The sequence below is a fragment of the Nonomuraea sp. NPDC004186 genome, from assembly GCF_053603495.1.
Genome location: NZ_JBSGFQ010000029.1, coordinates 25,184 through 49,220 on the forward strand (window position 1 = coordinate 25,184; position 24,037 = coordinate 49,220).

The window sequence follows — 24,037 nt, forward strand, 5'->3', positions numbered from 1 at the left end:
TCCTCGTTCACCGTCCTCGTGTGGTCTCCTGCAGCAGTTCCTCGAACAGCGCGCGATAGTGCACCATGGCCTGCCGCAGGTCCTCCGTGGAGGCCTCCTTCCTGGCCGCGCGCCCGCTGATCTCGTGGGCCGTCCGGTAGCGGTCGAGAGTCTTCGCGTGCCCCACCGAGAGGGTGGACAGCCGCTCCTCGTAGTTCTCCGTCGGGTAACCCCGTTCCGCCATGACCGCGGTGACCAGTTGATCGGCCTCGGTCACCGCGAACCCGGGTGCGTCGACGAAGCGCTCCTGCACCTCGGTCCACTGGTTCGCGTAGGTGTCGCGCGACTCTTCCGTCAGGGGATGGATGCCGAGCTCCGCATGCCGGCGCTCCCGGTCGAGCAGCTCCTGCTCGGCCTCGTGGCGGGTGTCGTGCTCGGAGACTATGCGTTCGTACTCCGGGCCGAAACGTTCGCGGAGATGGTCGCGGCGCCTCTGCTGCAGCACGGCGTAACCCACTGCGACGAGCGCCACCACCACGACCGCGACGACGGCCACCCAGATTAAGGTGGTCATGTTGTTCGCCTCCGGTCTCTGTCTTGAGACCAGCGACTGCCCTCGAACAGGTGGGTCGAAACTCCCCGCCTCAGCGGGCTTCCAGCGCCTCCCGGGCCGCGGCCAGCACGGCTGCGACATGTGAGCCCGTTGGTGCGGCGGGGATCTCGCTGAACCCTTCAGCCGCGTCGTACCGCACGTCGAGCCCCGCGTCGACGAGCCGCTGAGCCCACCGCAGAGCCGTGTTCAGCCGCTCGGCCGCGGGCGGCTTCCCCTGCGCGGCCGCCGACAGATTGCGCAGATTGGTGGCGGGCCCGGACTGGGAGTGCTCGCGGGCCAGCTTCCACGGCACGGCACGGCTGTGGTCGAGCATCGGCTTGGCCAGCCCGGCGGCCCGCTTGGCCTGCAGCACCCCGGACTCGCTGACCCCGAAGTGCGCGGCCAGCTCCTGCACGTTCATCCCTTCGGCCACCAACCTGGCCAGCTCCCGCCGATCGATGGTCGGTTTCCGCCCCACTCGGCCCCCTCCGCCCCAGCTCTCCGTGTACGCGTGCACCTCCGATGTGCGCTAAGGTTATGACGTCCCGCTCCGCAAGGAGCGGCCGACACGACCGGGACGTAGCGCAGCTTGGTAGCGCACTTGACTGGGGGTCAAGGGGTCGCAGGTTCAAATCCTGTCGTCCCGACCAGATATCGCTGGTCGATGAGGGTGTCACTCGCCAGGGTGACACCCTTTCTCATGCTTGAGCGGCGTCCGCCGCGGCTGTCCGCCGGCGCTCGGCCAGGCGGCCCCATGCCGATACGACCGTGATGGAGACGATCAGCAGCACGACGCTCCCCGCGATGTCGAGCACGTAGTGGTTGCCCGTGGTGAGCACGACTGCGACCATACCCAGCGGAAAGATCCACGCCAGCAACGCCGGCCGTGGGTGGGAGTCCCGCAGCGCGGACCACACGGCGTACGCGCACCACAACGACCACCCCACGTGCATGCTCGGCATCGCCGTCAGGTTCTGGCCGTTCCCGATCTCGCGTGAGGCGTGGCCGCCCAGGAGGTCGTGCTCGGCGATGATGTCGACGACGCCCGGCAGGGCGAACCGTGGGGGCGACATGGGCACCGCCCAGTAAACGGGCAGCACGAGGACGAGCATCGCGACGAGGGTCCAGCGGACCTTGGCGTAGACAGCGGCGTGCCGGACGAAGACCCACACCAGCACGCCGATGACCACGAGGTAGTACAGGCGGTAGTAGTACACCGCCGGCTGGATGAGGGCCGGATGCTCGGTCAGCCACTGGTTCGCCCTCAGTGCGATGTCCAGGTGGAGGGCCCGTTCCATGGACTGCAGGGCCAGAGCGTTGGCGGTGGCGGCCGCGGTGTCGTTCCCGGCGGCGGCGTGAAGCAGTGCGAAGAGCAGGATCACGAGCAGCAGGCCGGCCACTTCGACCAGCGGGGCGGGGCGCCCGCCCACCCTCCCGGCGAGTGCGGCCGAGCGGGCGCGCGCCACCAGGCGCGATAATCGGCCGGCGGCCACCTCACGCGGGCTCACGCGAGTCACCCTAACTCACCGCTCCGGCATGGAACGTGTTACAGAACGACCACCTCAGCCACTTCCGCCACCTCAACAACTTCCGGCGGCCTCACCGCCCCGGTAATCTTGCGGGATTCTCTGACTCCGGTGGAAGGTCGTCGTGAGCTCCGGTGCTCGCCATGCCGATCAGCGCGCTCGGGCTGGGCTTCGACTTCTTCCTGGCCGGACCCGTGGAGTGACCGCCCCAGGGCCGCTGCAGGTCCTGCACCCCTCAACCCCCCAGGAGGTAGAGCCGTGGGCTCTGGCAAGAAGACGTGGACGGCAGCGTTGCTGGCCACTGCTGTGCTGGCGATCACCGCGGCCTGCGGCAGCGAAGGCGCCGACGGTGCGATCACGTTACGTTTCTCCTACTGGGGCAGTGACGCGCGGCAGAAGATGACGCAAGAGGCGATCAAGAGGTTCGAGGCGAAGAACCCGGACATCGACATCGAGGAAGAGTTCTCCGGCTTCGGCACCTACTACGACACGCTGGCCACGAAGGTCGCGAGCGACGAGACGCCTGACGTCATCACCCTTGAGATCCGCGGGCTGCGGGAGTACGCCGAACGCGGCACGCTCGCCGATCTGTCCAGCGCGGTCGACACCGCCGACATCGACGCCAAGGTGCTGGCCACCGGCGCCATCGACGAGAAGCAGTTCGCCATCCCCACCGGCGTCAACGCCTGGTCCCTGGTCGTGGACCCGAAGGCGATCAAGGACGCGGGGCAGAACCTGCCCGACGACACCACGTGGACCTGGGACGAATACGCCGAGCTGGCGGCGAAGATCACCGCGAGCACCGGCGGCAAGGTCTACGGCACGCAGCAGGCTTTCAACCCGGCGTTCCTGCAGATCTTCGCCGCTCAGCGGGGCGAGTCCCTCTACAAGGGCAACAAGATCGGCGTCTCGCCCGGGACGCTCAAGGCGTGGTGGGCGGTCCACCAGAAGCTGATCAGGAGCAAGGGCTCTCCTGACGCCGCCAAGAGCATCGAGCTCGCGACCCAGAGCGAGGACCGGTCGCTGTTCGCCACCCGCAACGGCGCGATGGGGATGTGGTGGAGCAACCAGCTCGGCTCGATCAACAAGGCGTCCGGCGGCAAGGAGGTGGACCTGCTGCGGATGCCCAAGGCGCAGGGCGCCACCGCGGGCGGCATGTTCCTGCAGCCCGCGATGTTCTACACCGCCTCGGCGAAGTCCGAGCATCAGGCCGCGGCGGCCAAGTTCATCGACTTCATGATCAACGATCCGGAGGCGGGCGCGATCATCCTCAGCGACCGCGGCCTGCCGGCCAGCTCCAAGGTGCTGGCGGCGGTCAGGGACAAGCTTCCGGAGACCGACAAGAAGACGCTGGCCTTCCTCGACAAGGTCAAGGGCGAGCTCACGGACTCGCCCGCCGCCCCGCCGAAGCGCGCCAGCGCCATCGAGGCCATCCTCACGCGGTACACGAATGAGGTCCTGTTCGGTCGGATGACGCCTGACGAGGCCGCTCAGAAGCTCATCACGGAGGCCAACGCCCTCATCGCGGGCTAGTGGGCTCGGTTCGCGGGGATGCGCAGGGCTGAGCGGTGGGCCCAGGTGACCCAGCGCCAGAGCCACTCGACGGGACCCTGGCGGTGGCGGCGCAGCCAGAGGGTGGCGAACAGCCACTGGGCGGCGAGGATGACCCCCGCGGCCGCGTACGCCGCCGTCAGGGATCGGCCGATCGGCAGGCCGAGGAGGTGACCGGCCGCCAGCACGAGGAGCGTGGCGGTCAGGTAATTGGTCAGCGCCATCCGGCCCAGTGGTGCGAAGAGGGCCGCCAGCGCCGGTCGCAGCGGCGTTCTGAGCAGGACCAGCAGGGTGCACACGTACACGCCGGCGAGCAGCAGATCGGCCAGGCTGGACGTGAAGGACGGCGCACCGGTCCCGTTCCGTGCCCACAGGGCTGAGGCCGCCCCCGCCGCGAAGGCCAGGCCCAGCAGGAGCGGCCCTCGAGTGGACCGCTCGAGGGCCTCGATCATCCCGTACCGGACCAGTGCCGAGCCCAGCAGGAACAGCCCGGCGATCATCAGGGGCCCGCCACCCCCGCCGATCAGCGCCGCCGCCACGAGCGCCGGGGCGAGGCCGGCCACGGCCCACCGCGGCAGCCAAGTGGAGGGCAGCAGCACCAGCAGGCCGACGACGGCGTACGAGGTCAGGATTTCGCCCCGCCACAGCAGCGAATGCGCGAGGCCGATCGCGAGCAGCGCCAGAAGCCGGCGCAGCAGGACGAGCCGCGGGCGGGGGACGCGGTTCGCGGCGGAGTCCAGCAGCAGCGAGAACCCGATGCCGAACAGCAGGGAGAAGATCGGGAGCCCGAGCCACGGGTCCCAGTCGCCCATGGGCTGCGTCGTGACGGCTCTGTCGCCGTTGGCTATCAGCTGGATGTTGGCGAGCAGGATCTCGCACAGCGTGAACCCGCGCAGGACGTCGAGCGCGGCGATACGCGGCCGGCCGGGGGAGGCCGTCGTCCCGGCGCGGGTGGAAGGGGCTCCGGGACCTCGGGCCGGTCCCGGAGCGTGATCTCGATAGGGCATGCACCTCATCCTGGGGACGGGGCCCGGTGCGGACATCGACCACCGGTGGGGGCTCGCGGTCCTCCGACGGTACTTTCGGCCGATCCTCGTTCTCGACGGTGCCCCACCGGGCCGTCGGTTCGTCCCGCTGGTCCGGGATGGGAGGACGCGTCAGGCGTAGGAACCCTCGACGAGATCGGCCACGATGCCGGGACGGGTGGGCTGCCAGCCGAGCGTTTCGCGGGTACGGGTCGCGCTGACGCGCTGGCTGATCGCCAGAGCCTGGGCGAAGCCCTCCCCGAGCTCCCGCGCGGCCTCCTCGAGCGGCCAGGGCTCGGCCGTCTCCTTGACGCCCGCCGACCTGGCCGCCGCCTCGGCCACGGCGGTGACGGGCACCGCCTCCTCACTGATGGCGTGGTAGACGGCCGCCTCCCCCTTCTCCAGGGCGGCCACGATCAGCTCGGCCACATCGTCCACGTGCACGAAGGTCCACGTCGGCGCGGTGCCGCCCGCGGTGACGTACACACCGGTCCCGCGCCGCGCGGCCTGGGCCTTCAGCAGCGCCGCGATGCCCGTGCCACGCCCGTGGACGACGCCGGGACGCACCACGGAGCCGCCGCCGCCGATCACCAGCCGCTCCACCTGGTCCCGGTACGCCACCAGGGGGATCGGGTCGGCCGGGCTGTCCTCGTCGGCCCCGTCGGTCTCGCCGAGCACCCACACGCCGCTGACGTAGACGACCTTCTGTGACGCTCCGGCGAGCACGCCGAGCGTGGCCAGGTCGGTCTCCTGGTCGCCGGTCAACTGGCCGGCGTGCACGATCGCGTCGAGGTCCGCGGTGATCGCCCTCTCCAGCGCGGCGGCGTCCGCCAGGTCCCCGTACCGGACGTCGGCCACACCCGGCACCCGCCGCTCTCCCTCCGCCGCGGGCCGCACGTAGGCCGCCACCTCATGCCCCTGCGCGACCAGCCGCTCCACCAGGGCGCCCCCGATGTACCCCGTCGCGCCAAGCACCAGCACCTTCATTGTCCCACCTCAAAAATTTCGACATTGAACATTTCCACGTAGGACGATAACCCACGACATCGAACATTTCAATGTCGTACGATTGCCGCCATGGGAGATGCAGTCGACGCGATCCTCGGGCAGTGGGCCCGCACCCGGCCCGACGTGGACGTGTCCCCGATGGGCGTGATCGGCCGGGTGTCGCGGGCCTCGCGGCTCCTGGAGCGGGGGGTCAAGGAGTTCCTGGGCGAGCACGGGCTGGAGGCGTGGGAGTTCGACATGCTGGCCACGCTGCTCAGGAACGAAGCCGACTCCATGTGCATGAAGGACCTGTCGGCGGCGGCCATGGTCAGTCCTGGCGCGCTCACCAACCGCATGGACCACCTGGTGGAGCGCGGGCTGGTCGACCGCTGGCCGGCGCCGGACAACCGGCGGATGACGCTCGTGGCGCTGACGGACGAGGGGCGGCGGGTGGCCAACGACGTCCTGGAACGTCACGCGGCCAACGAGGCCCGCCTCCTGTCCGGCCTCTCCCCCACCGACCGCGACGCCCTGGCCGACCTCCTCCGCAAACTCCTCGTCTCTCTGGGCGACACCGTGTAGGGGGCTGCTCCCGGGGCTCGGCACCTGCCTTGGGGCGGTCCGTCGAGGCTTCCCTTTTCTGCGCCTGTACGGCCCCGCATCCGGTGGCCCTCGCAGGGGCTACTCCGGAAGGTCGAGCTCGTCGTAGGTCGCCACCTGATCGGCCGGAGGCGCTTGGATGTCGATCGGCCGGCCCCACCGGGACAGGCGGACGTCGTCGACGTAATGGACGGGTTCGTCGCTCAGCTTGGGGATGCCGGGTTGCCTGGAGTCGCTGTGGCATCGGCGGACGAGCTGGTCCCGTCCGATCCAGAGCTTCCAGTCGACCCGGACACGGGCGTACTTGCCCGTGGGCCTGTGGCGTCCGGCGATACGGAAGTCGGGGTCCGCCTTGGCGAGCTCGCCCAGCGTGATGAACCCCTCGTAGAGGGTGGTGCGGGTGCCGTCGTACACGCCGGAGGGACGCTTGACCTTGGTGGCGGCGAGCAGGGCCTTGAGCGTGCCGGGATCGCTCAGCCGCATCTGGCCGCAGTACAGGGCGAGGGACTGCTTCTCCTCGGCGACCACCCAGCTCTTGCCTTCCGGAAGATGCTTGCGCAGGCCGGCCGACTGCTCGTAGGACCGGTCCGGGAAGAGGATGAGACGCTGGCGGTACTTGCCGAACATGAAGTCCTTGGGACGCAGGATCTCGCTCGCGACGATCCTCCCCCGGTCCAGCTCGTGGACTCCCGACTCCCGGAAGGTGCGCGGCTTTCCTTCGGACCTGGCGACCAGGACGTCCGAGAAGGTCACACCGTTGCCGCTCGTCAGCTGGCGGCGCAGCGCGGCGACGGGGTCGGCCGCGGCGGCGGCCGGCGACGTGACGATGGAGGTCACGGAGGTGATCGTCAGGGCGAGCGCCCAGAGCCTCATGCGGGTCGTCTCCTCGGGAGGTGAGCCATGCCGGGTGATCTTCGCAGGCCCAGATCTCGTTCCGGCCTCACCCACTCCACCAGCGCAACCGCCCGGGCCGCGCGCCTCGCATCACGGCCCGCAAGCACGGTCACAGGCCACCCCCGCGCGGTGAACGGGCGCGGCCTCGACCGGCTCGGGTCGCGCCCGTGCCCAGTCGCCGCTGCCGGGGCGAGGCGTTGCGCCGCGACCGGGTGGATTCGATTCGCGCCGCGTTTGTTGATCTTGTCCGGGCCTGTCCGTCGTATCAGAGTCGCATCAGAATGGCGGCCATGAGTCGCGAGGCCCTGGAGCAGTGGATGGCCGCCGTGGCGCGCGGCGACCTGGCGGACCCACCGGCCGCGGTGACGGTCGAGGACTGTACGGCCGCGGGCCTGGCGTCGTACGGGAGGTCCTACCGGCGCTCTCGCGGGGGTGTGACGTTTCGCGCTTACTTCGCCCCCGACCGGCGGCATCACGCCATGCTGCTGGCCGGGCCCGAGCTCCTGCTGTGGATGGACGGCCGGAGCGCGCCCGTCCCGACCGGCATCGGGGGCGAGCCGCAGGGCGCTGCTTTGGAGCGCTGGCTGGAGCATCGGTTCTCGATGGGCGGGATGGACGATCCGGTGCGGGTCCTGGCGATGTGGGCCTGGACGGGTGCGGCCGGGCGCGTTGCCGCGCGTGACGGTGACAGGTGCGGGCGGACCTACCCGGCTCCACCGGCCGGGGTGACGCCCGCCGAGTACGGGGAGATCGGCTGGGAGTTCACGGACGAGCGGTGCGCGTACAACTTCCTCGACACCGCGGGCAAGGGCGTGGTCCGCGTCGCCTTCGCGCCCGGCCTGCGGCGCCAGGCCCTGACGATCCGCGCTCCCGACTGGATCGGCGCGCAACTGTGGGTCGACGGCGAGCCGGTGCCCGTGCCGTGTGAGCGGGACTGGGGCCCGTTGTGCGACGAGCACGTCACGTGGCTGGACGACCGCTTCGTCCACGCCGAGGTGGGCGGCCTGTGGAGCCATCCTCTGTACGACTCCGTCAAGATGGATCTCCTCGGCGACATTCGCGGGCTGCTGATCTGGGACGCGGCGGAACGCGTCCGGCACCTCCACCTCCCGGCGCCGGACGAGGCGTGGACCAGCCCGGTCCTGCTACGGCGAGGCGATGCGTGGTGCATCTATCCGGACGGCGAGGCGTACCGGGCGGATCGTCCCGATCGCACCCTTCCGATCCCCCGCTGAGAGCCCGGCGCCCGCGCCGTTCGGAGCGATGGGAACCAGTGGGCCAGGCTGGGAGCAGGCGCGCGGAGTCGCCCGTGCTGACTCGCGCGACCCGGCAGCGGGTGAGCATCTCATCGGAGAAGAAGTTGCGCCGATATTTGGTGACGAACACCAAATGCGCGGTCAGTTCGTGAACGCAATGGCGACCAGTTCTGATTTCGGGATTCGGTTCTCACATCGGTGACATACACCAAATGACAAAATGCGGTTTGTGGAGCTGGAGAAACGCCACCGCGCTCATATGGCGCGCCTGGACTTGGACAGTCGCCAGTCAGCCATCCTGGATGGCCAGGCGCACAATGCGCGGGCGTTGTGGAACCTGCTGCACGAGTACTACACCTTCCGGCAGGGCCGCTTCGCCACGCTGAAGGACGGCGACGAGGCGATCCGGCAGGCGCGCAGGGACGTCGACTGGTTGAAGGACCTGCCTGCGCAAGCTTCCCAAGCTGTGCTCAAGACCCATCGGCAGGCGTGGGCGAACTTCTTCAACCCCGACCATCCCGCTGAGCGGCCGAAGTTCAAAGGGCGTTTTCGGTCCCGGATGGCCGTGGATGTTCCGCAGGGGCGGGATCTGCACATCATCCGGGTCAACCGGCGGTGGGGCGAGGTCAACATCCCCAAACTGGGCCGGGTCCCGTTCCGGTGGACCAAGAACCTGCCCGGCATCACCAGATCCTCCGCCGATGGGAAGGTCACCGGTGCCCGGCTGATCAAGGAGCCAACGGCTGGCACATCATCTTCCGCACCCAAACGATGGAGATGCCCCTGGCCCCGCATGAGGGCCCGGTGACCGCGATCGACCGGGGCATCACCGTCCCCCTGGCCCTGGCTTCAGGGGAGAAGATCCGCCACCGCGAGCAGTGGCTGTCGCACAAGGAGGCCGAGCGTCTGCTCCGGCTGGAACGCAAGGCCGCCCGCCAGAAGCGGGCCGCCAAGCCGGGACGGCCGACCTCGAACCGGTTGAAGAGAACCTATGACCAGATCGCTAGCCTGCGTGCGAGAGCCAAGCGCCGGGTGATCGACTGGCAACACCAGACCACCGCGAAACTCACCGACCGCTACAGCGTGATCGTGCTCGAAGGCCTCAAGGTCAAGAACATGATGGCCTCTGCCTCGGGCACTGTGGAGGAACCGGGGACGAACGTCGCCCAAAAGCGCGGCCTGAACCGGGCCATCGCCGGTGAGGCATGGTCGCGCACCGCCGAGTTCCTCGCCTACAAAGTCCTCGACAAGGGCGGGGAAGTCGCCTCCATCCCGGCGGCGAACACCAGCCGGGAATGCCACCAGTGCCACACGATCACCCAGGGATCACGCCAGTCCCAGGCCAGGTTCGTATGCAAAAACCCAGCTTGCGGGTGGATCGGCAACGCCGACACCAATGCCGCCCGCACCCAGATGTACCGGTACAACTCAGCCGTCGGACAGGCGGTAAACGGACGTGGAGGCCTTGCCGTACTGGGGCCTGTGAAGCGTCAAGCCACTCATAGCGGGACCGCACCCACCCCGCAAGGGGTGGCCGCGTAGCGGCCATGAGAATCCTCCCCGTTCACCGGGGAGGAGCATGTCAATCCTTCTTGGCGCGGGCCTCGGCCTCGGCGGCGTCCATGGCCTCCGCCTCCTCCGGCGTCGGGGCCGTGCCGCCCAGGTGGGCGGGCTGCCACCACACCCCCTGCGGCACCTCCGGGTACGTGCGCTGCGCCTGGTCCACCAGGCCCGACAGCCGCTTGTGCAGGTCGGCGGTGTGGTCGTTGACGTTCTCGCCGCGCTTGGGGTGCATCGGCTCCCCCACCACGATGGTCAGCGGGATGTGCCGTTGCGTGAGCTTGCGGGGCCGGCCCTTGGTCCAGAAGCGCTGGCTGCCCCACAGCCCGACGGGGATGATGGGCGTGTTGGTGGCCTGGGCCATGCGGATGGCGCCGTTCTTGATCTCCTTGACGGTGAACGACCGGCTGATCGTCGCCTCCGCGAAGACCCCGACGACCTCGCCGGCCTTCAGCATGCGCAGGGCCGTGGCGTAAGAGCCCGCGCCCGCCCCCCGGTCCACCGGGATGTGCTTCATACCGCGCATCAGCGGCCCGGAGATCCGGTGCTCGAAGACGTCCTGCTTGGCCATGAAGCGCACCAGCCGCCGCGAGGGCAGCGCGGCGAATCCCGCGAAGATGAAGTCGAGGTAGCTGATGTGGTTGCTCACCAGCACCGCTCCCCCGGTCTGCGGCACGTGCTCCGTACCCTCCATGTGGAACCGGACGTCGAGCACGCGAAACAGGGTCCGCGCGGCGGCGATCACCGGCGGGTACACGATCTCAGCCATGAGCAGAAGGTAGCCTACTCAGGCGGGTGCCACGGTAGTCGGGAGCCTGACCATCCCGCGCACGTTCCCGTGCGAGATGCGCCGGATGCCGTCCGGGTCGATCTCGTACGAAGGCGAGACGGCCTTCGTCAGCTCCTCCAGCGCCACCCGGGCCTCCAGCCGGGCGAGCGGACCTCCGAGGCAGTAGTGGCGGCCGACGCCGAAGCTGATGGACCTGGAGGTGTCGCGGCCCAGGTCGTAGACGTCGGGGTCGGGGAATACCGACTCGTCCCTGTTGGCGGAGCCGATCAGGATCCATACCTTGGCGTCGGCGGGGACCTCGACGCCGTGCCACTCGGCGGGCTCGGTGAGGCGGCGGGCGATGCCGTGCGCGGGGGTGTCGTACCGCAGCGACTCCTCCACCCACCCCGTGATCGCCCCGCCGAAGCCGGCGGCGCGCTGGCCGGGGTGGCGCCATGCCCAGTACCAGGCGGCGCCCAGCAGGTGGGTGGTGGTCTCCGAGCCGGCCCCGATCAGCAGGAACAGGAACGCCACGATCTCCTCGGGGCTCAGCCCGCCGTCGGCGACGAGCGCCGAGACGAGGTCGTCACGGGGTGCGGCCCGGCGGTCGGCGACGATCGAGGCGTAGTAGTCGCCGAGGGACAGGATGCTCCTGAGCCCCGTGTCCGCCATCTTGCCCTGAGGGTCATATTTCACGAGGATGTCGGACTTGCGGCGGACGTCCGCGCGATCGGACGGCGGCACCCCCACCAGCTCGGAGATCACGTCGAGCGGCAGCTTGGCCGCGAAGTCGCGGACGAAGTCGAACGTCCCCCGCTCGATGCCCTCCTCGATGTAGCCCCGCGCGATCTCCCTGATCATGGGTTCGAGCGCGGCCACCCGGCGCGGGGTGAAGGCCCGCGAGACGACGGCCCGCATGCGGGTGTGGTCCGGCGGGTCCATGGCCACGAACGACAGGTACGTACGCGCCTGCGGCCCCCACGCGGCCGGATCGAGCACGGGGCCGTGGTCGCTGGACAGCAGGGCGCTGTCGCCGAGCGCGGCGGACACGTCGGCGTGCCGCGACAGTGCCCAGAAGCCGTGCTCGGCGTTGTGATAGACCGGCGCTTCCCGGCGTAACCACGCGTAGACGGGGTACGGATCGTTGTTGACCGCCGGGTCGTAGGGGTTGTAGACGACCTCCATCCCGCCCACGCTACGACGCTTGCGCCCTCGTGAAAATGGGCAGATCTTCTCACCATGAAGAAGCTCATCAACACGGCCGACTCCGTCGTCGATGACGCGCTGAACGGCATGGCCGCGGCCCACCCCTCGCTGCGGGTGCGCGACCGCGTGGTCTGCCGGGCCGAGGGACCGCTGCCGGGCAAGGTCGGCCTGGTCTCGGGCGGCGGCTCGGGACATGAGCCGCTGCACGCCGGTTTCGTCGGGTACGGCATGCTCGACGCGGCCTGCCCCGGCGAGGTCTTCACCTCACCGGTCCCCGACCAGATCATCGACGCGACCAGGGCGGTCGACGGCGGCGCCGGGGTCCTGCACATCGTCAAGAACTACACCGGCGACGTGCTGAACTTCGAGATGGCCGCCGAGCTGATCGAGGACGTCGAGGTGGCCAGCGTGCTGGTCGACGACGACGTGGCCGTACAGGACTCCCTCTACACGGCGGGCCGGCGCGGCACCGGGGCCACGCTGTTCGTGGAGAAGCTCGCGGGCGCGCTGGCCGAGCAGGGCGCGCCGCTGGCCCAGATCGCCGCGGTGGCGGGCGAGGTGGACGAGCGCAGCAGGTCGTTCGGCATCGCCCTGACGTCCTGTACGACGCCGCACGCGGGCAAGCCGACCTTCGACCTGCCGGAGACGGACGTGGAGCTGGGCATCGGCATCCACGGCGAGCCGGGGCGGGCCCGGGTGCCGATGGTGTCGGCGCGCGAGCTGGCCGCGATCGCCATGGAGGCCATCCACGGCGACCTGCCGCTCCGCGGCGACCTGCTGGTCATGGTCAACGGCATGGGCGGCACCCCGCTCATGGAGCTGTACGTGGTGTTCGCGGAGGTCGCGGCCTTCGTCAGGGGCAAGGGCGCGCGGGTGTCGCGCTCGCTCGTCGGCAACTACGTGACCAGCCTCGACATGCAGGGCTTCTCCGTGTCGATCTGCCTGCTCGACGACGTGCTCACCCGCCTGTGGGACGCTCCGGTCGAGACGCCGGGGCTGCGCTGGGGGCGCTGATGGACACCGACGTGTTCGTGGCCTGGTTCGAGGAGGCTGCCAGGCTGGTGCACAGGGACCGCGACCGGCTGACCCGGCTGGACGCGGCGATCGGCGACGCCGACCACGGCACGAACCTCGACCGCGGCCTCACCGAGGTCCGCAAGACGCTGGCCGAGTCGCCGCCGGGGACTCCCGGCGAGGCGCTGGCCGCGGCGGGCGCGACGCTGATCCGCCGCGTCGGGGGCGCCTCCGGGCCGCTGTACGGGTCCGTGTTCCGGCAGATGGGCAAGTCGCTGGAGTCGCCGGTGACGCTGGCCGGGTTCTCGGGGGCGTTCGAGGCCGGGGTGGTGGCGCTCGAACGGCTGGGCAAGGCCGCGCTGGGCGACAAGACCATGGTGGACGCGCTGGTCCCGGCCTCCCGGGCGCTCGCCCTGGCCGTACGTGACGGGATCGGGGTGAAGGAGGCACTCGAACGGGCGGCCGAAGCGGCCGAGGAGGGGGCGAAGGCCACGATCCCGATGCAGGCGCGCAAGGGCCGGGCCAGCTACCTGGGCGAACGCAGCATCGGGCACGAGGACCCGGGGGCGGCGTCGGCGGCCCTGTTCATGGCGGCGCTGGCGTCGGTGGTGGCGTGATGAGCTGTCTTGGCCTCGGTGTTGGCGTGATGGGCGGGCCTGGTCTCGGTGGTGGCGTGATGGGCGGCCCCGGTGATCGCGCGATCCCGCGCGGAGCCGGGTGATGGTGGGGCTGGTGCTCGTCGCGCACAGCGCGGGGCTGGCGGCGGAGGCGGCGGCGCTGGCCCGCGGGATCGCCGGTGCCGACGTACCCGTGGCGGCCGCCGGGGGCACCGAGGACGGCGGGCTGGGCACGAGCCTGGACCTCATCGAGGCGGCGCTGCGCGGCGTCGACCAGGGTGACGGGGTGGTGCTCATCCCCGACCTGGGCAGCTCGGTGCTGACCGCCCGCCTGCTGGAGGAGGACGGGCGGGTGGTGGTGGCGGACGTGCCGTTCGTGGAGGGCGCGATCGCCGCGGCGGTGGCGGCGGGCGCGGGTGTGCCGCTGGCCGACGTGCTGGAGGCGGCCGAGGAGGCCCGCACCTACCGCAAGCTGTGAGCTCAGCGGGCGCCCGCGCCTACCGCGAGCTCTGAGCTCAGTGGCCCTTGAAGGCCTCCTCCAGCCACCAGGACCCGTGCTCCGCCGTGACCTTGGCGTGCACCAGGAGCGGCCGGTCGCGGGGCCCGTCCACCCATTCGGCCACGCCCGCCAGGTCGCCGGGCCCGCCGACCGTCACGGCGGCGCAGCCGTGACCCCGGGCGATGGCGGCGAGGTCGGCCGGTGGGAACGTGACCGTCCCGAGCGGGTGTCCGTGCGGCCCGAAGTGGTGGACCTCGGCCCCGTACGCCTCGTCGTCGTACACCACGATCACCATGGGCAGGCCGAGCCGGACGACGGTCTCCAGCTCCGCGATGCCCATGAGGGCGCCACCGTCGCCGAGCGCGGCCACCGGCAGCCGGTCCGGGCGGGCGATCGCCGCGCCGATCGCCGTCGCCAGGCCCAGCCCGATCGACTGGAACGCCTGCGTGAAGCAGAACCCACCCTCATCCGGGACATCCACGAACATCGACGGATATCCCATGAAATTTCCGGAATCGATGGCAACGATCCGCTCCCGCGGCAGGAGGTCGTCCAGCCCGATGCTGAGCGTCCGGGGGTCGATCCGGCCGCCGCCGCTCTCGTCCTCGTACGGCACGTCCCGCCAGCGCCCCTCGGCCCGCACGCGGGCGGCGAGCTCCGGCGACCGGTAGCCCGGGCGGGGCGCGACCTGGGCGGCCAGCGCCTCCGCTACCCGCGCCACGTCACCCGCCACGCCCAGGTCGGCGGGCACATGCGTCTTGAACGCCGCCGGGTCGAGATCGACCTTCACGACCTTCGCGCCCGGCGAGACGAGCGTGCCGTGGCGGGTGGTCCACATGTTCAGCGCGCATCCCCACGCGACGACCAGGTCGGCGCCGCGGATCAGCTCGGCGGCCAGCGGCGTCGCGAAGCCGCCGCTCACGTCGAGGTCCCACGGGCTGCCGCGGAACAGCCCCTTCGCGACGGCCGAGGTGGCCAGCAGGGCGCCCGCGAGGTCGGCCAGCTCCTCCAGCTCCCGCCGCGCGTGCCGGGCACCGCGCCCCGCGATGAACACCGGCCGCTCGGCCGCGCCGAGCAACCGCGCCAGCTCCCCCACCTCCGCCACCGAAGGACCCACCGTAGGAACCGCCGTAGGAACCGCCGAAGCGATCGCGGGCGGCATCACGTCGGCAGGCCCCTCGAAGGGGGCGGCCTGGACGTCGAGCGGCAGGTTCAGCAGGACCGTGCGCCGCTCCTCCACCGCCACCCGATACGCCTCGGCCACCCGCGACACGGCCTCCTCCGCCGAGGTGACGCGCATCGCCACCGCCCCCACCGCCGTCGCGAGCGCGGCCTGGTCGATGTGGAAGTTGGACTGGACCTCCGTGGCCTCCCCCGCCAGCACGATGAGCGGCGTACGGCTCTTGGCCGCCTCGGTCAGGCCGGTCAGGGCGTTGGTGAGCCCCGGCCCCTGGTGCACCGACACGACGCCGACCCGCCCGCTCATCCGCGCGTACGCGTCGGCCATGGTGGCGGCCCCGCCCTCGTGGCGGGCGGCGACGAAGCGCACGCCGCCCGCCACCAGGGCGTTGGTCACGTGGAAGTTGCCGCTGCCGACCACCCCGAAGGCGGTCCCGACGCCGCAGGCGGCCAGGGCCCGCCCCACGGCCTCCGCGACGATCAACGTTCCACCAGGGCCAGCACGCGCACGGGGCTGCCGGAGCCGCCCACGATGGGCAGCGGCGGCGCGACCACGACGGCGCCGGTCGCGGGCAGCCGGTCGAGGTTGCGCAGCTGGGTCAGGCCGTACTTGCCCGCCCCCAGCAGGAAGGAGTGGCACGGGAAGGCCGGGTCGAAGGAGTGGGCGGCGCCCGCGTCGGTGCCGACGGTCTCGACGCCGATCCCGGCGATCGGGCTCTCGGAGGCCAGCCACTTGGCGCACTCCACCGAGATGCCGGGCGTGTGGGGGCCGGAGGCGTCGGCGTTCAGGAAGGCCGCCTGGTCGGCGGAGCGGGTGTCCCAGCCGGTGCGGTAGAGCAGCCAGCCGCCGTCGGGCAGCGGGCCGTTGGCGCGTTCCCACTCCTTGACGTGGTCGATCTGGAGGAGGAAGTCGGCGTCCTTGGACGCCTCGGCGGCGAAGTCGAGCACGACGGCGGGCGCGATGAGGCTGCGCACGGGCACCTGGGAGACGTCCTGGCCGTCGCGGGCGGTGACCCAGTGGACGGGGGCGTCGAAGTGGGTGCCGGTGTGCTCGCCGGTGTGGATGTCGTTCCAGTACCAGGCGGGGCCGCGGTCGTCGTAGCGGCTGATCTCCTCCAGGCGGAACGGGATCGTGTTGCCGAACGGCTCGGGCAACTGGAGGATCGGCGTCTCGGACGAGAGGGGCGCCGTGAGGTCGATCACCTCGATCGCCCCGCTGCGCACGCTGTCAACGAAGCTCTGCAAGACCGACATGTCATCCTCCCGATGGGCTGTGGGGTGGGCTGTGCGCATCCTCCTACGCACACCCCACCACTGCCAACAACCTCAGCCCTTGAGTCCGCTGAAGCTCATCGTGGCCACGAAGTGCCGCTGCGCCAGGATGAACGCGAGCACGAGCGGCAGCACCGCGATCACGTTGCCGGCCATCAGCGCCGACCACTCGGTGTGCCGGGCGCCGGCGAAGGTGGCCAGCCCGAGTTGCAGCGTGTAGCCCGACTCCGACGAGATCGCGATGAGCGGCCAGATCAGGTCGTTCCAGGCGCCGAGCAGCGTGAACACCACCAGCGTGGCCAGCGCGGGCCGGGCCAGCGGCAGCACCACGCGGAAGAACACGCCCAGGGGGGAGCAGCCGTCGATGATGGCGGCCTCCTCCAGCTCCTTGGGCAGCGACAGGAAGAACTGCCGCATGAGGAACACCCCGAACGCCGACGCCAGCCACGGCACGATGGCCGCCCCCAGCGTGTCGATCAGGCCCATGTTCTTGAACAGCAGGAACGTCGGGATCATCAGCACCTGGGTCGGCACCATGATGGTGGCCATGACCGCCGCGAAGGCGACCCCGCGGCCGCGGAACTTGATCCGGGCGAAGCCGTACCCGGCCAGGGAGCAGAGCACCACGTGCCCGAGCACCGCCGACCCGGCCACGATCACCGTGTTGGCCAGCCAGAGCGGGTACTCGTCCTCGGTGAAGATGCGCCTGAACCCGTCCAGCGTGAAGTGCTCGGGCCAGAGCTTGGGCGGGTAGGTGTTGATGTCGGCGTCCGGCATGAACGCGGTCAGCGCCATCCACACCAGCGGCGCCACGAACAGCAGCGCGAGCGGCATCAGGAAGAGATGGGCGAGGCTGCGGCGCGTCACTTCGCACCCCTCCACAGGACCGCGCCCGACACGGCGAGCGTCACGATGAACAGGACGTAGGCGATGGCCGTGCCGTAGCCGGAGTGGAAGAGCTGGAACGCCTGCCGGTAGAGGTAGAACACGATGGTCGTCGTGGAGTCGAGCGGCTGGCCCTTGGTGGTGGTGTAGACGAGGTCGAACAGCTGCAGCGCGGTGATCGTCTGCCAGATCAGCAGGAAGACCGTGGCCGGCCGCAGCTGCGGCAGCACGACGTGGCGCAGGACGTGCCGACCGGCGCCGCCGTCCGCCCGGGCCGCCTCGATCAGCTCGCGCGGGATGTCCTGCAGGGCGGCCAGGTAGACCACGGCGGGCATGCCCACGCCGCCCCAGAGCGAGATCGCGACCAGGGTGAGCATCGCCTGGTCGGGGTCCTGCAGGAACCCCATCGCGGGCAGGCCGAGCGCCTTCAGCCCGGCGTTGACGATGCCGAAGTCGGGGTCGAAGACGAAGTTCGACAGGATGCCCGTGGCTGCGGCGGAGACGACGTACGGGACGAAGAAGCACGTACGGTAGAACCCGATGAGCCGGATCCTGAGGTTGAGCGCCAGCGCCAGCGCCAGCCCGAGCACCACCGAGCCGGGCACGAAGAGCACGGTGTAGAGCAGCGTGTGCCCGGCCGACGCGGCCAGCTCGGCGTCGCCGAGCATGTCGCCGTAGTTCGCCAGCCCGACGAAGTTGCCGCCGGTGAGCAGGTCGCCGTCCCGCAGCGAGAGCAGCAGCGCCCACACCGCGGGGAACAGGCTGAGCCCGACGATCACGAGCGTCGCGGGGAACACGAAACCCCACCCGGTCAGCTGGGGGACCAACCGGCTCCGCCGCGCGGACGGCGCGCTCACCCGCGCCGTCCTGCTCATCGTCGGGGCTGTCATCGCGAGCGCCCCAGCACCGCGTCGGCGTCGGTCGCGGCCTTGGTGAGGGCCTGCTGCGCGGGCGTGCCGCCGACCAGCGACTGGGCGATCGCGTTGCCGACCTTCTCGGAGAACTCCGGGTACGCCGGCAGGGGCGGCCTGGCCTGCTTGGCGTTCTCGAGGTTCGCGGTGAAGACGTCGATGCCGGGGAAGTCCTTGACGAACTTCTGGTACGCCGGCAGCGCGGTCGTGGCCTTGCGCAGCGGCAGGTTGCCCAGGCCGAGCGACCACCGGGCGTCCTGCTCCGGCCGGGTCAGCCAGGTCAGGAACTCGGCGGCGGCCTTGGCCCGGCGCGAGCCGTTGTCGAACACGACCCAGTTGTCCGGCCCGGCGACCGTCTCGTGGTTGCCGTTGTAGCCGGGCAGCACCTGCACGCCGTAGGAGATCTTGTGATCGATGATGTCCAGCAGCGCGTACGGCGCCGCCGCGATCATCCCGATCTTGCCGCTCTGGAACAGCGGCACGAACTTCTCACCATTTTGATCGAGATATACGGACTTATCCTGCTGGGCCATGGCACTCCACAGGTCGAGCGCCTGCGTCGCCTGCGGCGTGTTGAACGCCGACTTCTTCCCGTCCGGCGTCAGGATCGAGCCGCCCTGCTGCCAGATCATCGGCCAGAACCGCCACACGGTGTCCTCGAGACCGGTCACGGGGTACGCGGTGCCGTACACGCCGCCGCCGGTCAGCTTCTTCGCCGTGGCCCGGAAGTCGTCCCAGGTCCAGTCCTTGGACGGGTACGGCAGCCCCGCCGCGTCGAACAGCTTCTTGTTGTAGATGACGGCCAGGTTGTCGACCAGGGCGGGGACGCCGACGACCTTGCCGTTCACCTCCGACACGGCCCGCTCCGACGGCCAGAAGTCGTCCCACCCGAACCCGGGGGCCTTCACGGTGGCGGCCAGGTCGTACACCTTGGGGTTACGCGCCAGGTTCGGCATCCACGTGCCGTACATGTACGCGATGTCGGGCGCCTTGCCGCCGGCCAGCACCGCCTGGACCTTCTGCAGCATGTCGTCCACGTTCGTGGACCCGACGGCGGGCGTGATCTTCACGTCCGGGTGGGCCTTGGAGTACTCGGCGGCCAGCTCCTCGATGACCTTGGCCTGCAGCTCCGTCTGGCCGTGCCACCAGGTGATCTCGACCGGGCCCGAAGCGTCCTCGGAGGAGGAGCCGCAGGCCGTCACCAGCGCGGCGACCAGGACAAGCACCGCCGTGCTTTTCATGACAGGGCTCTTCATGACGGGGCTCTTCATCACCGGCTCCTGAGGGACTCGGGCATCAGCTCGCCGTGGGCCTCGATCAGCGCGCCGCACAGCTCGTCGATCTGCTCGACGGTGAGGGTGGCGGCGGTGTTCGGGTCGGCCATCATGGCGTGCCGGACGTGCTCGGGCCGCCCCTCGGTGACGGCGCGCACGGTCAGCTCGTTGACGTTGACATAGGCGCGGTTGAGCGCCACGCACTGCGCGGGCAGGTCGCCGACGGCCATCGGGCGGACGCCGAGCGCGTCGGCCACGCACGGCACCTCCACCACGCAGCCGTCCGGCAGGTTTGCGACCAGGCCCCTGTTCTGGACGTTCCCGTAGACGACCCGGCTGGTGCCGGTGGTGACGCTGTGGATGATCTGCGGGGCGTATTCCATGGTCCCCTCCACGGTGATCGGCCGTCCCGCGCGCAGCGCGTCGCGGGTGGCCTCGTACTGGCGCACGTTCTCCTCGCTGATGCCGATGTACGCGCCCACGGGGATCCGCAGGCGCTCGATCTCGCTCTCGTCGTGCAGGTACCAGGGCACGTACTCGGCCGAGTGCTCGCTCGTCTCGGTCGGGTAGTAGCCGAGCCTGCGGTACATGTCCACGCGCACCCGGCGCAGTAGGCCGGGGTCGCGCTCGATGGCCTCGTCCAGGCGCGGGTAGAGGTCCTGTCCGCCGGACTCGAAGCGCAGCATCCACGACTGGTGGTTGACGCCCGCCGCGAGGTACGACACCTCCTCCAGCGGCACCCCGACCAGTTCGGCCAGGTCGTGGGCGGTCCAGTAGATGGAGTGGCAGAGCCCGACGACGTTGCGCACGGGGGTGGCGGCGGCCAGGTACCAGACGTTCATGGCCATCGGGTTGGTGTAGTTGAGCAGCCACGCGTCCGGGCACACCTCGGCCATGGCCCGCCCGATCCGGTCGAGCGCCGGGAAGGTGCGCAGGGCGCGGAAGATGCCGCCCACGCCGATGGTGTCGGCGATCGTCTGGCGCAGCCCGTACCGGGCGGGCACCTCGAAGTCGACGCGGGTCGCGTCGATCATGCCGACCTGGATCATGTTGATCGCGAAGTCGGCGCCTTCGAGAGCCTGGCGCAGGTCGAGGTGGGCGGAGATCTTGACGGGCCGCCCGGCCGCGATGACGCGGGCGGCGGCCTCGGCGGTGTCCAGCCGCTCGGGGTGGATGTCGTGCAGCGCCACCTCGAACTCCCCCAGATCGGGGAAGGCGACCAGGTCCGCCAGCAGCCCTTGAGTGAACTCGACGCTCCCGGCGCCGAGAAAGACGATCTTCATAGGTCCTTCCAGGTGGGCTGGGCGGCGGTGCCGCCGGCGGCCTGGGTCGAAAGGGATCCGCAGGTCACGGCCACGCGCAGGCATTCGCGCAGGCTCATCCCGCGCAGCCGCGCGGCGAGGAGGCCGGCGTTGAAGCTGTCGCCGGCGCCGACGGTGTCCACCGGCTCGACGGGGACGGCGGGGGCCCGGGTCAGCTCGCCCGCCTGCCACGCCAGCGCGCCGTCGCCGCCGTCCTTGACGACCACGGTGGGGCCGAGCCCGCCGATCCGGGCCGCCGCGGCCTCGAGGCATTCGGGACCGGTGTCGAAGAGCCGGGCGGCCACGGCCCGGGCCTCGGCGGCGTTCGGGAGGAACACGTCCACCTCGGCCAGCACCTCCCCGAGCCCTTCCCACTCCCCGGCGGGGTCGTCGTTGGTGTCCAGCGAGGTGGTCGCGCCCGCGCGCCGCTCCTCCGCCAGGAAGCCCGGCAGTCCGGGCGCGAGCCCCGGTTGCAGGAAATATGACGACACGTGGACGTGGCGGGCCACATCGCGCGGCAGGTCCTCCACGGTCAGGTACGGCAGGCAGCCGGGCGAGGTGAGGATGGCCCGGTCCGAACCGTCGGCCAGCACCACGGTCATGGCCGTGGGCCGGGAGTCGACCACGCAGCGGGAGACGTCCACGCCCCGGTCGGCCAGGGCGTCCAGCACGAAGCGCCCGGCCGCGTCGTCGCCCACGCGCCCCGCGAACGCGGTCCGCAGGCCCAGCCGGGCCGCCCCGCACGCGGTGATCGCGCCGGACCCGCCGAGCACCAGGTCGCCGCCGGAGACGAGCTGTTCACGCTGGCCGTACGCCAACCCGCGCGGCGCTCCGGAGAGCACCACGTCGGGGTTGGCGTCACCGACGACCAGCAGGTCGAAGTCACGCGCCACGGCAGGGCACGCGGTACGCGTCGAGCTCGTACTTCTTCTTCAGCGAGTTGAAGTTCTGAGCGTTGGACTTGGCGCAGAAGGCCGAGGTGGCCAGGTTGTACTCGACGTTGAACACGGCCTTGCCCGCCTTGACGAACTGGTCGTATCCGTAGTCGTCGTTCTGCGCGGTGGTGCACTCGGTGTGCTCCCAGCACTCCTCGTTCACCGCGAAGTCGAAGTACGGCAGCAGCGCCGGGATCTGCTCGATGTCGTTCTTGAGCGCGACCGACAGGCCCCTCTTGTGGGCCTCGTTGGCGAACCAGGTGTTGTAGGCGAGCTGGTCGGCGGCCTTGAGCGGGAAGCCGCTGGCGTTGCTGTAGCCGTCGACGTTGTCGGGCTCCACGGCGTCGAACCCGGCGGCCTTGCACATGTCGAGCCGGGCCTTCATGATCTGGCCGAGCTTGCCGGTGTATGTGCGGATGTCGAGCCAGCGCTCACCCGGCCAGTCCTCCAGCGGCTTGCCGAGCACCTCGGCAAGGAACTGGCTCGCGTCCGGGCGCCAGTCCTCGAACGTGCCCGCGCTGACGTAGCAGACGACGCCGCGACCCGGCTTGTCCGCCTTGAGCGACTTGACGATCGCGCCGTCCTTGGCGGCGAAGCCGTCGATGTCGAACATCTGCACGTTCGGGTACGGCTTGGTCGGCAGGGACGAGAGCTGCCACTGCCAGGACGTGTTCAGCGCGGGCTTCCAGCAGCCGTTGCAGGCGACGGGGGCGGGCAACGCCCTGGCCTCGGTGGTCGCGGCGGCGGCGGGTGCGGTGACAAGAGCGGCGGCGGCCAGGGCGGCCGCAGAGATCAGAGCAGGGAGACGGCGCAACAGGCACTCCTCGCGTACGGAACGGGTGCGGATCAATGGCGCTGCGCGCTGTTCCGCACTCTCCGAGTCGCGTCCTGGCCAGGGACACCGGAGTGGCGTGGCCCATAACCGTAGGACGTCACGCCAGCACGCTCCAGGCGTGCCTCCCTTCTTGCTTGCCGCACAGAATTGCGCATTCCTGCTCTTTTGTCCAGAGTTTGACGCACAAAAGCATCATGCTCTGATCCACTCCGCGCATCCGGCGGTCCTGAACGCCTTGTCCGTGGCCAGGATGGTGACGCTGACCGAACCTGTCGGCATGCCGCTCGCGATCTCGCCCCCCGTGGTGCTCCGCAGCCTGGCCCAGTAGCACATGGGGATCCCCGCGGTCGGGCCCGCCGTACGGTAGGTGCCCGGCTGGATGTCCGTGCCCACGACGAGCGTCCGCATGGACACGTTGTTGAACGCGGGACTGCCGGCCCCCCCGCTCGGCGGGCCGGTCTGACCCGGCGGGTTCTGGCTGGGCGCCGTCTGACCGGGCCCGGGCGGGGTGGCGCCCGGCTGGGTGGCCGGTGGCTGCGTTCCCTGCGGCGGCGTGGGCTGTGTTGGCTGCGTTGGCTGCGTGGACTGGACCGGCGACGACGGGCCGGGGCCGGTGGCCTCGGGCTCCGGCGGCTGCGTGCCCTCGACCGTGACCGTGACCCGGGAGGCGGGCTCCTCGGACGACTCGGACGCGCCGAACCCCACGAAGACCCCCAGCAGGAACCCGAGCAGAGCGGCGAGTCCGGCCACGAGCACGATGATCGTCGGACTGCTTGTCGCCCGCGGATACTCAGGCGGATATTCAGGAGGCCCGTACATCACGGACCAAGGGTGCCATCCCTATCAACGGTGGAGATAGTCGACGAGCGACGCCTTCTCCGTCTCCAGCTCCTCGATCGCGCTCTTGACCACGTCGCCGATGCTCACGATGCCCACGAGCCGGCCGTTCTCGACCACCGGCATGTGCCGGAACCGCTGCGTGGTCATGATCTGCCGCAGCGAGTCGACGTTCTCGCCGGGCCCCACCGTGCGCACCTGAGTGGTCATGATCGCGGATACCGGGCCGTCGAGGATCGCCGGGCCGCGGTCGTGCAGGCGGCGCACGACGTCGCGTTCGGACGCGATGCCCTCGATGGTGAGGCCGTCGGTGGAGACCACCGCGGCACCGATGTTGCGCTCGGCGAGCGTGGCCAGCAGCTCGCGCACTGTCGCCCCGGGCGACACGGTCGCCACATCACTTCCCTTGGCGCGAAGAATCGTCCCGATGAGCATGTTGCACCACCTCTTGCACCTCAGTCTTCCAGGCCTTGCGTACAGGCAAACAACCCCAGGGGATGACGTCAAGGGGAGCCGGGTTGTAACGGGGCGGT

Annotated in this window: 26 protein-coding genes, 1 tRNA gene and 1 pseudogene; 9 read left to right on the forward strand and 19 right to left on the reverse strand. The window is 70.5% G+C overall.

Annotation, left to right across the window (positions count from 1 at the left end):
• Positions 1–7 precede the first annotated feature (7 nt).
• Both ACWEPL_RS23630 and ACWEPL_RS23635 read right to left on the reverse strand, forming a co-directional pair.
• Positions 8–553, reverse strand: a complete 546-nt coding sequence (locus ACWEPL_RS23630) for a hypothetical protein (protein ID WP_363963983.1) — start codon at positions 551–553, stop codon at positions 8–10.
• Between the two features lie 70 nt (positions 554–623).
• Positions 624–1,049, reverse strand: coding sequence for a hypothetical protein (locus ACWEPL_RS23635; RefSeq protein WP_350726512.1), 426 nt, complete (start codon positions 1,047–1,049; stop codon positions 624–626).
• A 95-nt stretch (positions 1,050–1,144) separates the two neighbouring features.
• Between ACWEPL_RS23635 and ACWEPL_RS23640 the strand changes: the two genes are divergently transcribed.
• A tRNA-Pro gene (locus tag ACWEPL_RS23640) sits at positions 1,145–1,221 on the forward strand.
• A 48-nt stretch (positions 1,222–1,269) separates the two neighbouring features.
• Here the strand turns inward: ACWEPL_RS23640 and ACWEPL_RS23645 are convergent.
• A complete protein-coding gene (locus ACWEPL_RS23645; RefSeq protein ID WP_452437462.1) occupies positions 1,270–2,037 on the reverse strand; it encodes a phosphatase PAP2 family protein in 768 nt (255 codons plus the stop codon).
• A gap of 318 nt (positions 2,038–2,355) precedes the next feature.
• Here ACWEPL_RS23645 and ACWEPL_RS23650 point away from each other — a divergent pair, with 318 nt between their 5' ends.
• Positions 2,356–3,630 (forward strand): ABC transporter substrate-binding protein, encoded by a 1,275-nt coding sequence (locus tag ACWEPL_RS23650; RefSeq protein WP_363963977.1) that lies wholly within the window; start codon positions 2,356–2,358, stop codon positions 3,628–3,630.
• Here the strand turns inward: ACWEPL_RS23650 and ACWEPL_RS23655 are convergent.
• Both ACWEPL_RS23655 and ACWEPL_RS23660 read right to left on the reverse strand, forming a co-directional pair.
• A complete protein-coding gene (locus tag ACWEPL_RS23655; protein ID WP_452437463.1) occupies positions 3,627–4,655 on the reverse strand; it encodes a DUF418 domain-containing protein in 1,029 nt (342 codons plus the stop codon). The two genes, ACWEPL_RS23650 and ACWEPL_RS23655, sit on opposite strands and share 4 nt — an antisense overlap.
• A gap of 150 nt (positions 4,656–4,805) precedes the next feature.
• Complete coding sequence (locus ACWEPL_RS23660; protein ID WP_452437464.1) at positions 4,806–5,660, reverse strand: NAD-dependent epimerase/dehydratase family protein; 855 nt, start codon at positions 5,658–5,660, stop codon at positions 4,806–4,808.
• Positions 5,661–5,750: 90 nt separating this feature from the next.
• On the opposite strand from ACWEPL_RS23660, the gene ACWEPL_RS23665 reads away from it, so the two are divergent.
• Positions 5,751–6,242, forward strand: coding sequence for a MarR family winged helix-turn-helix transcriptional regulator (locus ACWEPL_RS23665; protein WP_363963971.1), 492 nt, complete (start codon positions 5,751–5,753; stop codon positions 6,240–6,242).
• Positions 6,243–6,341: 99 nt separating this feature from the next.
• On the opposite strand, the gene ACWEPL_RS23670 is transcribed toward ACWEPL_RS23665, so the two are convergent.
• Positions 6,342–7,133, reverse strand: coding sequence for a hypothetical protein (locus ACWEPL_RS23670; RefSeq protein ID WP_452437465.1), 792 nt, complete (start codon positions 7,131–7,133; stop codon positions 6,342–6,344).
• A 311-nt stretch (positions 7,134–7,444) separates the two neighbouring features.
• Here ACWEPL_RS23670 and ACWEPL_RS23675 point away from each other — a divergent pair, with 311 nt between their 5' ends.
• Positions 7,445–8,389, forward strand: a complete 945-nt coding sequence (locus ACWEPL_RS23675) for a hypothetical protein (protein WP_452437466.1) — start codon at positions 7,445–7,447, stop codon at positions 8,387–8,389.
• A 94-nt stretch (positions 8,390–8,483) separates the two neighbouring features.
• Here ACWEPL_RS23675 and ACWEPL_RS23680 read toward each other — a convergent pair.
• Positions 8,484–8,585, reverse strand: a pseudogene (locus ACWEPL_RS23680) (transposase); the annotation flags it as partial.
• 54 nt (positions 8,586–8,639) lie between these two features.
• Here ACWEPL_RS23680 and ACWEPL_RS23685 point away from each other — a divergent pair.
• Complete coding sequence (locus ACWEPL_RS23685; protein ID WP_452437467.1) at positions 8,640–9,218, forward strand: hypothetical protein; 579 nt, start codon at positions 8,640–8,642, stop codon at positions 9,216–9,218.
• Positions 9,188–9,952, forward strand: a complete 765-nt coding sequence (locus ACWEPL_RS23690; protein ID WP_452437507.1) for an RNA-guided endonuclease InsQ/TnpB family protein — start codon at positions 9,188–9,190, stop codon at positions 9,950–9,952. The genes ACWEPL_RS23685 and ACWEPL_RS23690 overlap by 31 nt, the downstream gene beginning before the upstream one ends.
• 40 nt (positions 9,953–9,992) lie before the next feature.
• Here ACWEPL_RS23690 and ACWEPL_RS23695 read toward each other — a convergent pair whose 3' ends face one another.
• Complete coding sequence (locus ACWEPL_RS23695; protein ID WP_363963961.1) at positions 9,993–10,739, reverse strand: lysophospholipid acyltransferase family protein; 747 nt, start codon at positions 10,737–10,739, stop codon at positions 9,993–9,995.
• Positions 10,740–10,757: 18 nt separating this feature from the next.
• A complete protein-coding gene (locus ACWEPL_RS23700) occupies positions 10,758–11,924 on the reverse strand; it encodes a cytochrome P450 (RefSeq protein WP_363963959.1) in 1,167 nt (388 codons plus the stop codon).
• Positions 11,925–11,978: 54 nt separating this feature from the next.
• On the opposite strand from ACWEPL_RS23700, the gene dhaK reads away from it, so the two are divergent.
• From dhaK to ACWEPL_RS23715, 3 genes are all read left to right on the forward strand, one after another.
• On the forward strand, positions 11,979–12,959 hold the full coding sequence (dhaK, locus tag ACWEPL_RS23705) for a dihydroxyacetone kinase subunit DhaK (RefSeq protein ID WP_452437468.1): 981 nt from the start codon (positions 11,979–11,981) through the stop codon (positions 12,957–12,959).
• Positions 12,959–13,576, forward strand: coding sequence for a dihydroxyacetone kinase subunit DhaL (dhaL, locus tag ACWEPL_RS23710; RefSeq protein WP_363963955.1), 618 nt, complete (start codon positions 12,959–12,961; stop codon positions 13,574–13,576). Before dhaK ends, dhaL begins: the two co-directional genes overlap by 1 nt.
• A gap of 103 nt (positions 13,577–13,679) precedes the next feature.
• Positions 13,680–14,054 (forward strand): PTS-dependent dihydroxyacetone kinase phosphotransferase subunit DhaM, encoded by a 375-nt coding sequence (locus ACWEPL_RS23715; protein WP_363963953.1) that lies wholly within the window; start codon positions 13,680–13,682, stop codon positions 14,052–14,054.
• A gap of 37 nt (positions 14,055–14,091) precedes the next feature.
• Here ACWEPL_RS23715 and ACWEPL_RS23720 read toward each other — a convergent pair whose 3' ends face one another.
• From ACWEPL_RS23720 to ACWEPL_RS23765, 10 genes are all read right to left on the reverse strand, one after another.
• Positions 14,092–15,738, reverse strand: coding sequence for a thiamine pyrophosphate-binding protein (locus ACWEPL_RS23720; protein ID WP_452437469.1), 1,647 nt, complete (start codon positions 15,736–15,738; stop codon positions 14,092–14,094).
• Positions 15,735–16,508: a cyclase family protein gene (locus ACWEPL_RS23725; protein ID WP_452437470.1), complete on the reverse strand. Its 774-nt coding sequence runs from the start codon at positions 16,506–16,508 to the stop codon at positions 15,735–15,737. Before ACWEPL_RS23725 ends, ACWEPL_RS23720 begins: the two co-directional genes overlap by 4 nt.
• Before the next feature lie 72 nt (positions 16,509–16,580).
• Positions 16,581–17,393, reverse strand: a complete 813-nt coding sequence (locus ACWEPL_RS23730) for a carbohydrate ABC transporter permease (RefSeq protein WP_350726481.1) — start codon at positions 17,391–17,393, stop codon at positions 16,581–16,583.
• Complete coding sequence (locus ACWEPL_RS23735) at positions 17,390–18,286, reverse strand: carbohydrate ABC transporter permease (RefSeq protein ID WP_452437471.1); 897 nt, start codon at positions 18,284–18,286, stop codon at positions 17,390–17,392. Before ACWEPL_RS23735 ends, ACWEPL_RS23730 begins: the two co-directional genes overlap by 4 nt.
• Before the next feature lie 11 nt (positions 18,287–18,297).
• Complete coding sequence (locus ACWEPL_RS23740; RefSeq protein ID WP_452437472.1) at positions 18,298–19,593, reverse strand: ABC transporter substrate-binding protein; 1,296 nt, start codon at positions 19,591–19,593, stop codon at positions 18,298–18,300.
• Complete coding sequence (gene melA / locus ACWEPL_RS23745; RefSeq protein ID WP_350726475.1) at positions 19,593–20,879, reverse strand: alpha-glucosidase/alpha-galactosidase; 1,287 nt, start codon at positions 20,877–20,879, stop codon at positions 19,593–19,595. Before melA ends, ACWEPL_RS23740 begins: the two co-directional genes overlap by 1 nt.
• Positions 20,876–21,790, reverse strand: coding sequence for a carbohydrate kinase family protein (locus ACWEPL_RS23750; RefSeq protein WP_452437473.1), 915 nt, complete (start codon positions 21,788–21,790; stop codon positions 20,876–20,878). The genes melA and ACWEPL_RS23750 overlap by 4 nt, the downstream gene beginning before the upstream one ends.
• Complete coding sequence (locus tag ACWEPL_RS23755; RefSeq protein ID WP_452437474.1) at positions 21,780–22,646, reverse strand: endo alpha-1,4 polygalactosaminidase; 867 nt, start codon at positions 22,644–22,646, stop codon at positions 21,780–21,782. Before ACWEPL_RS23755 ends, ACWEPL_RS23750 begins: the two co-directional genes overlap by 11 nt.
• A gap of 213 nt (positions 22,647–22,859) precedes the next feature.
• Positions 22,860–23,417 (reverse strand): hypothetical protein, encoded by a 558-nt coding sequence (locus ACWEPL_RS23760; protein ID WP_452437475.1) that lies wholly within the window; start codon positions 23,415–23,417, stop codon positions 22,860–22,862.
• Positions 23,418–23,510: 93 nt separating this feature from the next.
• Positions 23,511–23,939, reverse strand: coding sequence for a CBS domain-containing protein (locus ACWEPL_RS23765; protein ID WP_350726467.1), 429 nt, complete (start codon positions 23,937–23,939; stop codon positions 23,511–23,513).
• Between the last annotated feature and the right edge of the window lie 98 nt (positions 23,940–24,037).

Excerpts from the sequence above, each read along its gene's own strand:
- ACWEPL_RS23630 (WP_363963983.1), bottom strand. The coding sequence starts at position 553 with ATGACCACCTTAATCTGGGTGGCCGTCGTCGCGGTCGTGGTGGTGGCG.
- ACWEPL_RS23655 (WP_452437463.1), bottom strand. The coding sequence starts at position 4,655 with ATGCCCTATCGAGATCACGCTCCGGGACCGGCCCGAGGTCCCGGAGCC.
- ACWEPL_RS23660 (WP_452437464.1), bottom strand. The coding sequence starts at position 5,660 with ATGAAGGTGCTGGTGCTTGGCGCGACGGGGTACATCGGGGGCGCCCTG.
- ACWEPL_RS23665 (WP_363963971.1), top strand. The coding sequence starts at position 5,751 with ATGGGAGATGCAGTCGACGCGATCCTCGGGCAGTGGGCCCGCACCCGG.
- ACWEPL_RS23670 (WP_452437465.1), bottom strand. The coding sequence starts at position 7,133 with ATGAGGCTCTGGGCGCTCGCCCTGACGATCACCTCCGTGACCTCCATC.
- ACWEPL_RS23675 (WP_452437466.1), top strand. The coding sequence starts at position 7,445 with ATGAGTCGCGAGGCCCTGGAGCAGTGGATGGCCGCCGTGGCGCGCGGC.
- ACWEPL_RS23690 (WP_452437507.1), top strand. The coding sequence starts at position 9,188 with ATGCCCCTGGCCCCGCATGAGGGCCCGGTGACCGCGATCGACCGGGGC.
- ACWEPL_RS23695 (WP_363963961.1), bottom strand. The coding sequence starts at position 10,739 with ATGGCTGAGATCGTGTACCCGCCGGTGATCGCCGCCGCGCGGACCCTG.
- ACWEPL_RS23700 (WP_363963959.1), bottom strand. The coding sequence starts at position 11,924 with ATGGAGGTCGTCTACAACCCCTACGACCCGGCGGTCAACAACGATCCG.
- dhaK (WP_452437468.1), top strand. The coding sequence starts at position 11,979 with ATGAAGAAGCTCATCAACACGGCCGACTCCGTCGTCGATGACGCGCTG.
- dhaL (WP_363963955.1), top strand. The coding sequence starts at position 12,959 with ATGGACACCGACGTGTTCGTGGCCTGGTTCGAGGAGGCTGCCAGGCTG.
- ACWEPL_RS23715 (WP_363963953.1), top strand. The coding sequence starts at position 13,680 with ATGGTGGGGCTGGTGCTCGTCGCGCACAGCGCGGGGCTGGCGGCGGAG.
- ACWEPL_RS23725 (WP_452437470.1), bottom strand. The coding sequence starts at position 16,508 with ATGTCGGTCTTGCAGAGCTTCGTTGACAGCGTGCGCAGCGGGGCGATC.
- ACWEPL_RS23735 (WP_452437471.1), bottom strand. The coding sequence starts at position 18,286 with ATGAGCAGGACGGCGCGGGTGAGCGCGCCGTCCGCGCGGCGGAGCCGG.
- ACWEPL_RS23740 (WP_452437472.1), bottom strand. The coding sequence starts at position 19,593 with ATGAAGAGCCCCGTCATGAAGAGCCCTGTCATGAAAAGCACGGCGGTG.
- melA (WP_350726475.1), bottom strand. The coding sequence starts at position 20,879 with ATGAAGATCGTCTTTCTCGGCGCCGGGAGCGTCGAGTTCACTCAAGGG.
- ACWEPL_RS23765 (WP_350726467.1), bottom strand. The coding sequence starts at position 23,939 with ATGCTCATCGGGACGATTCTTCGCGCCAAGGGAAGTGATGTGGCGACC.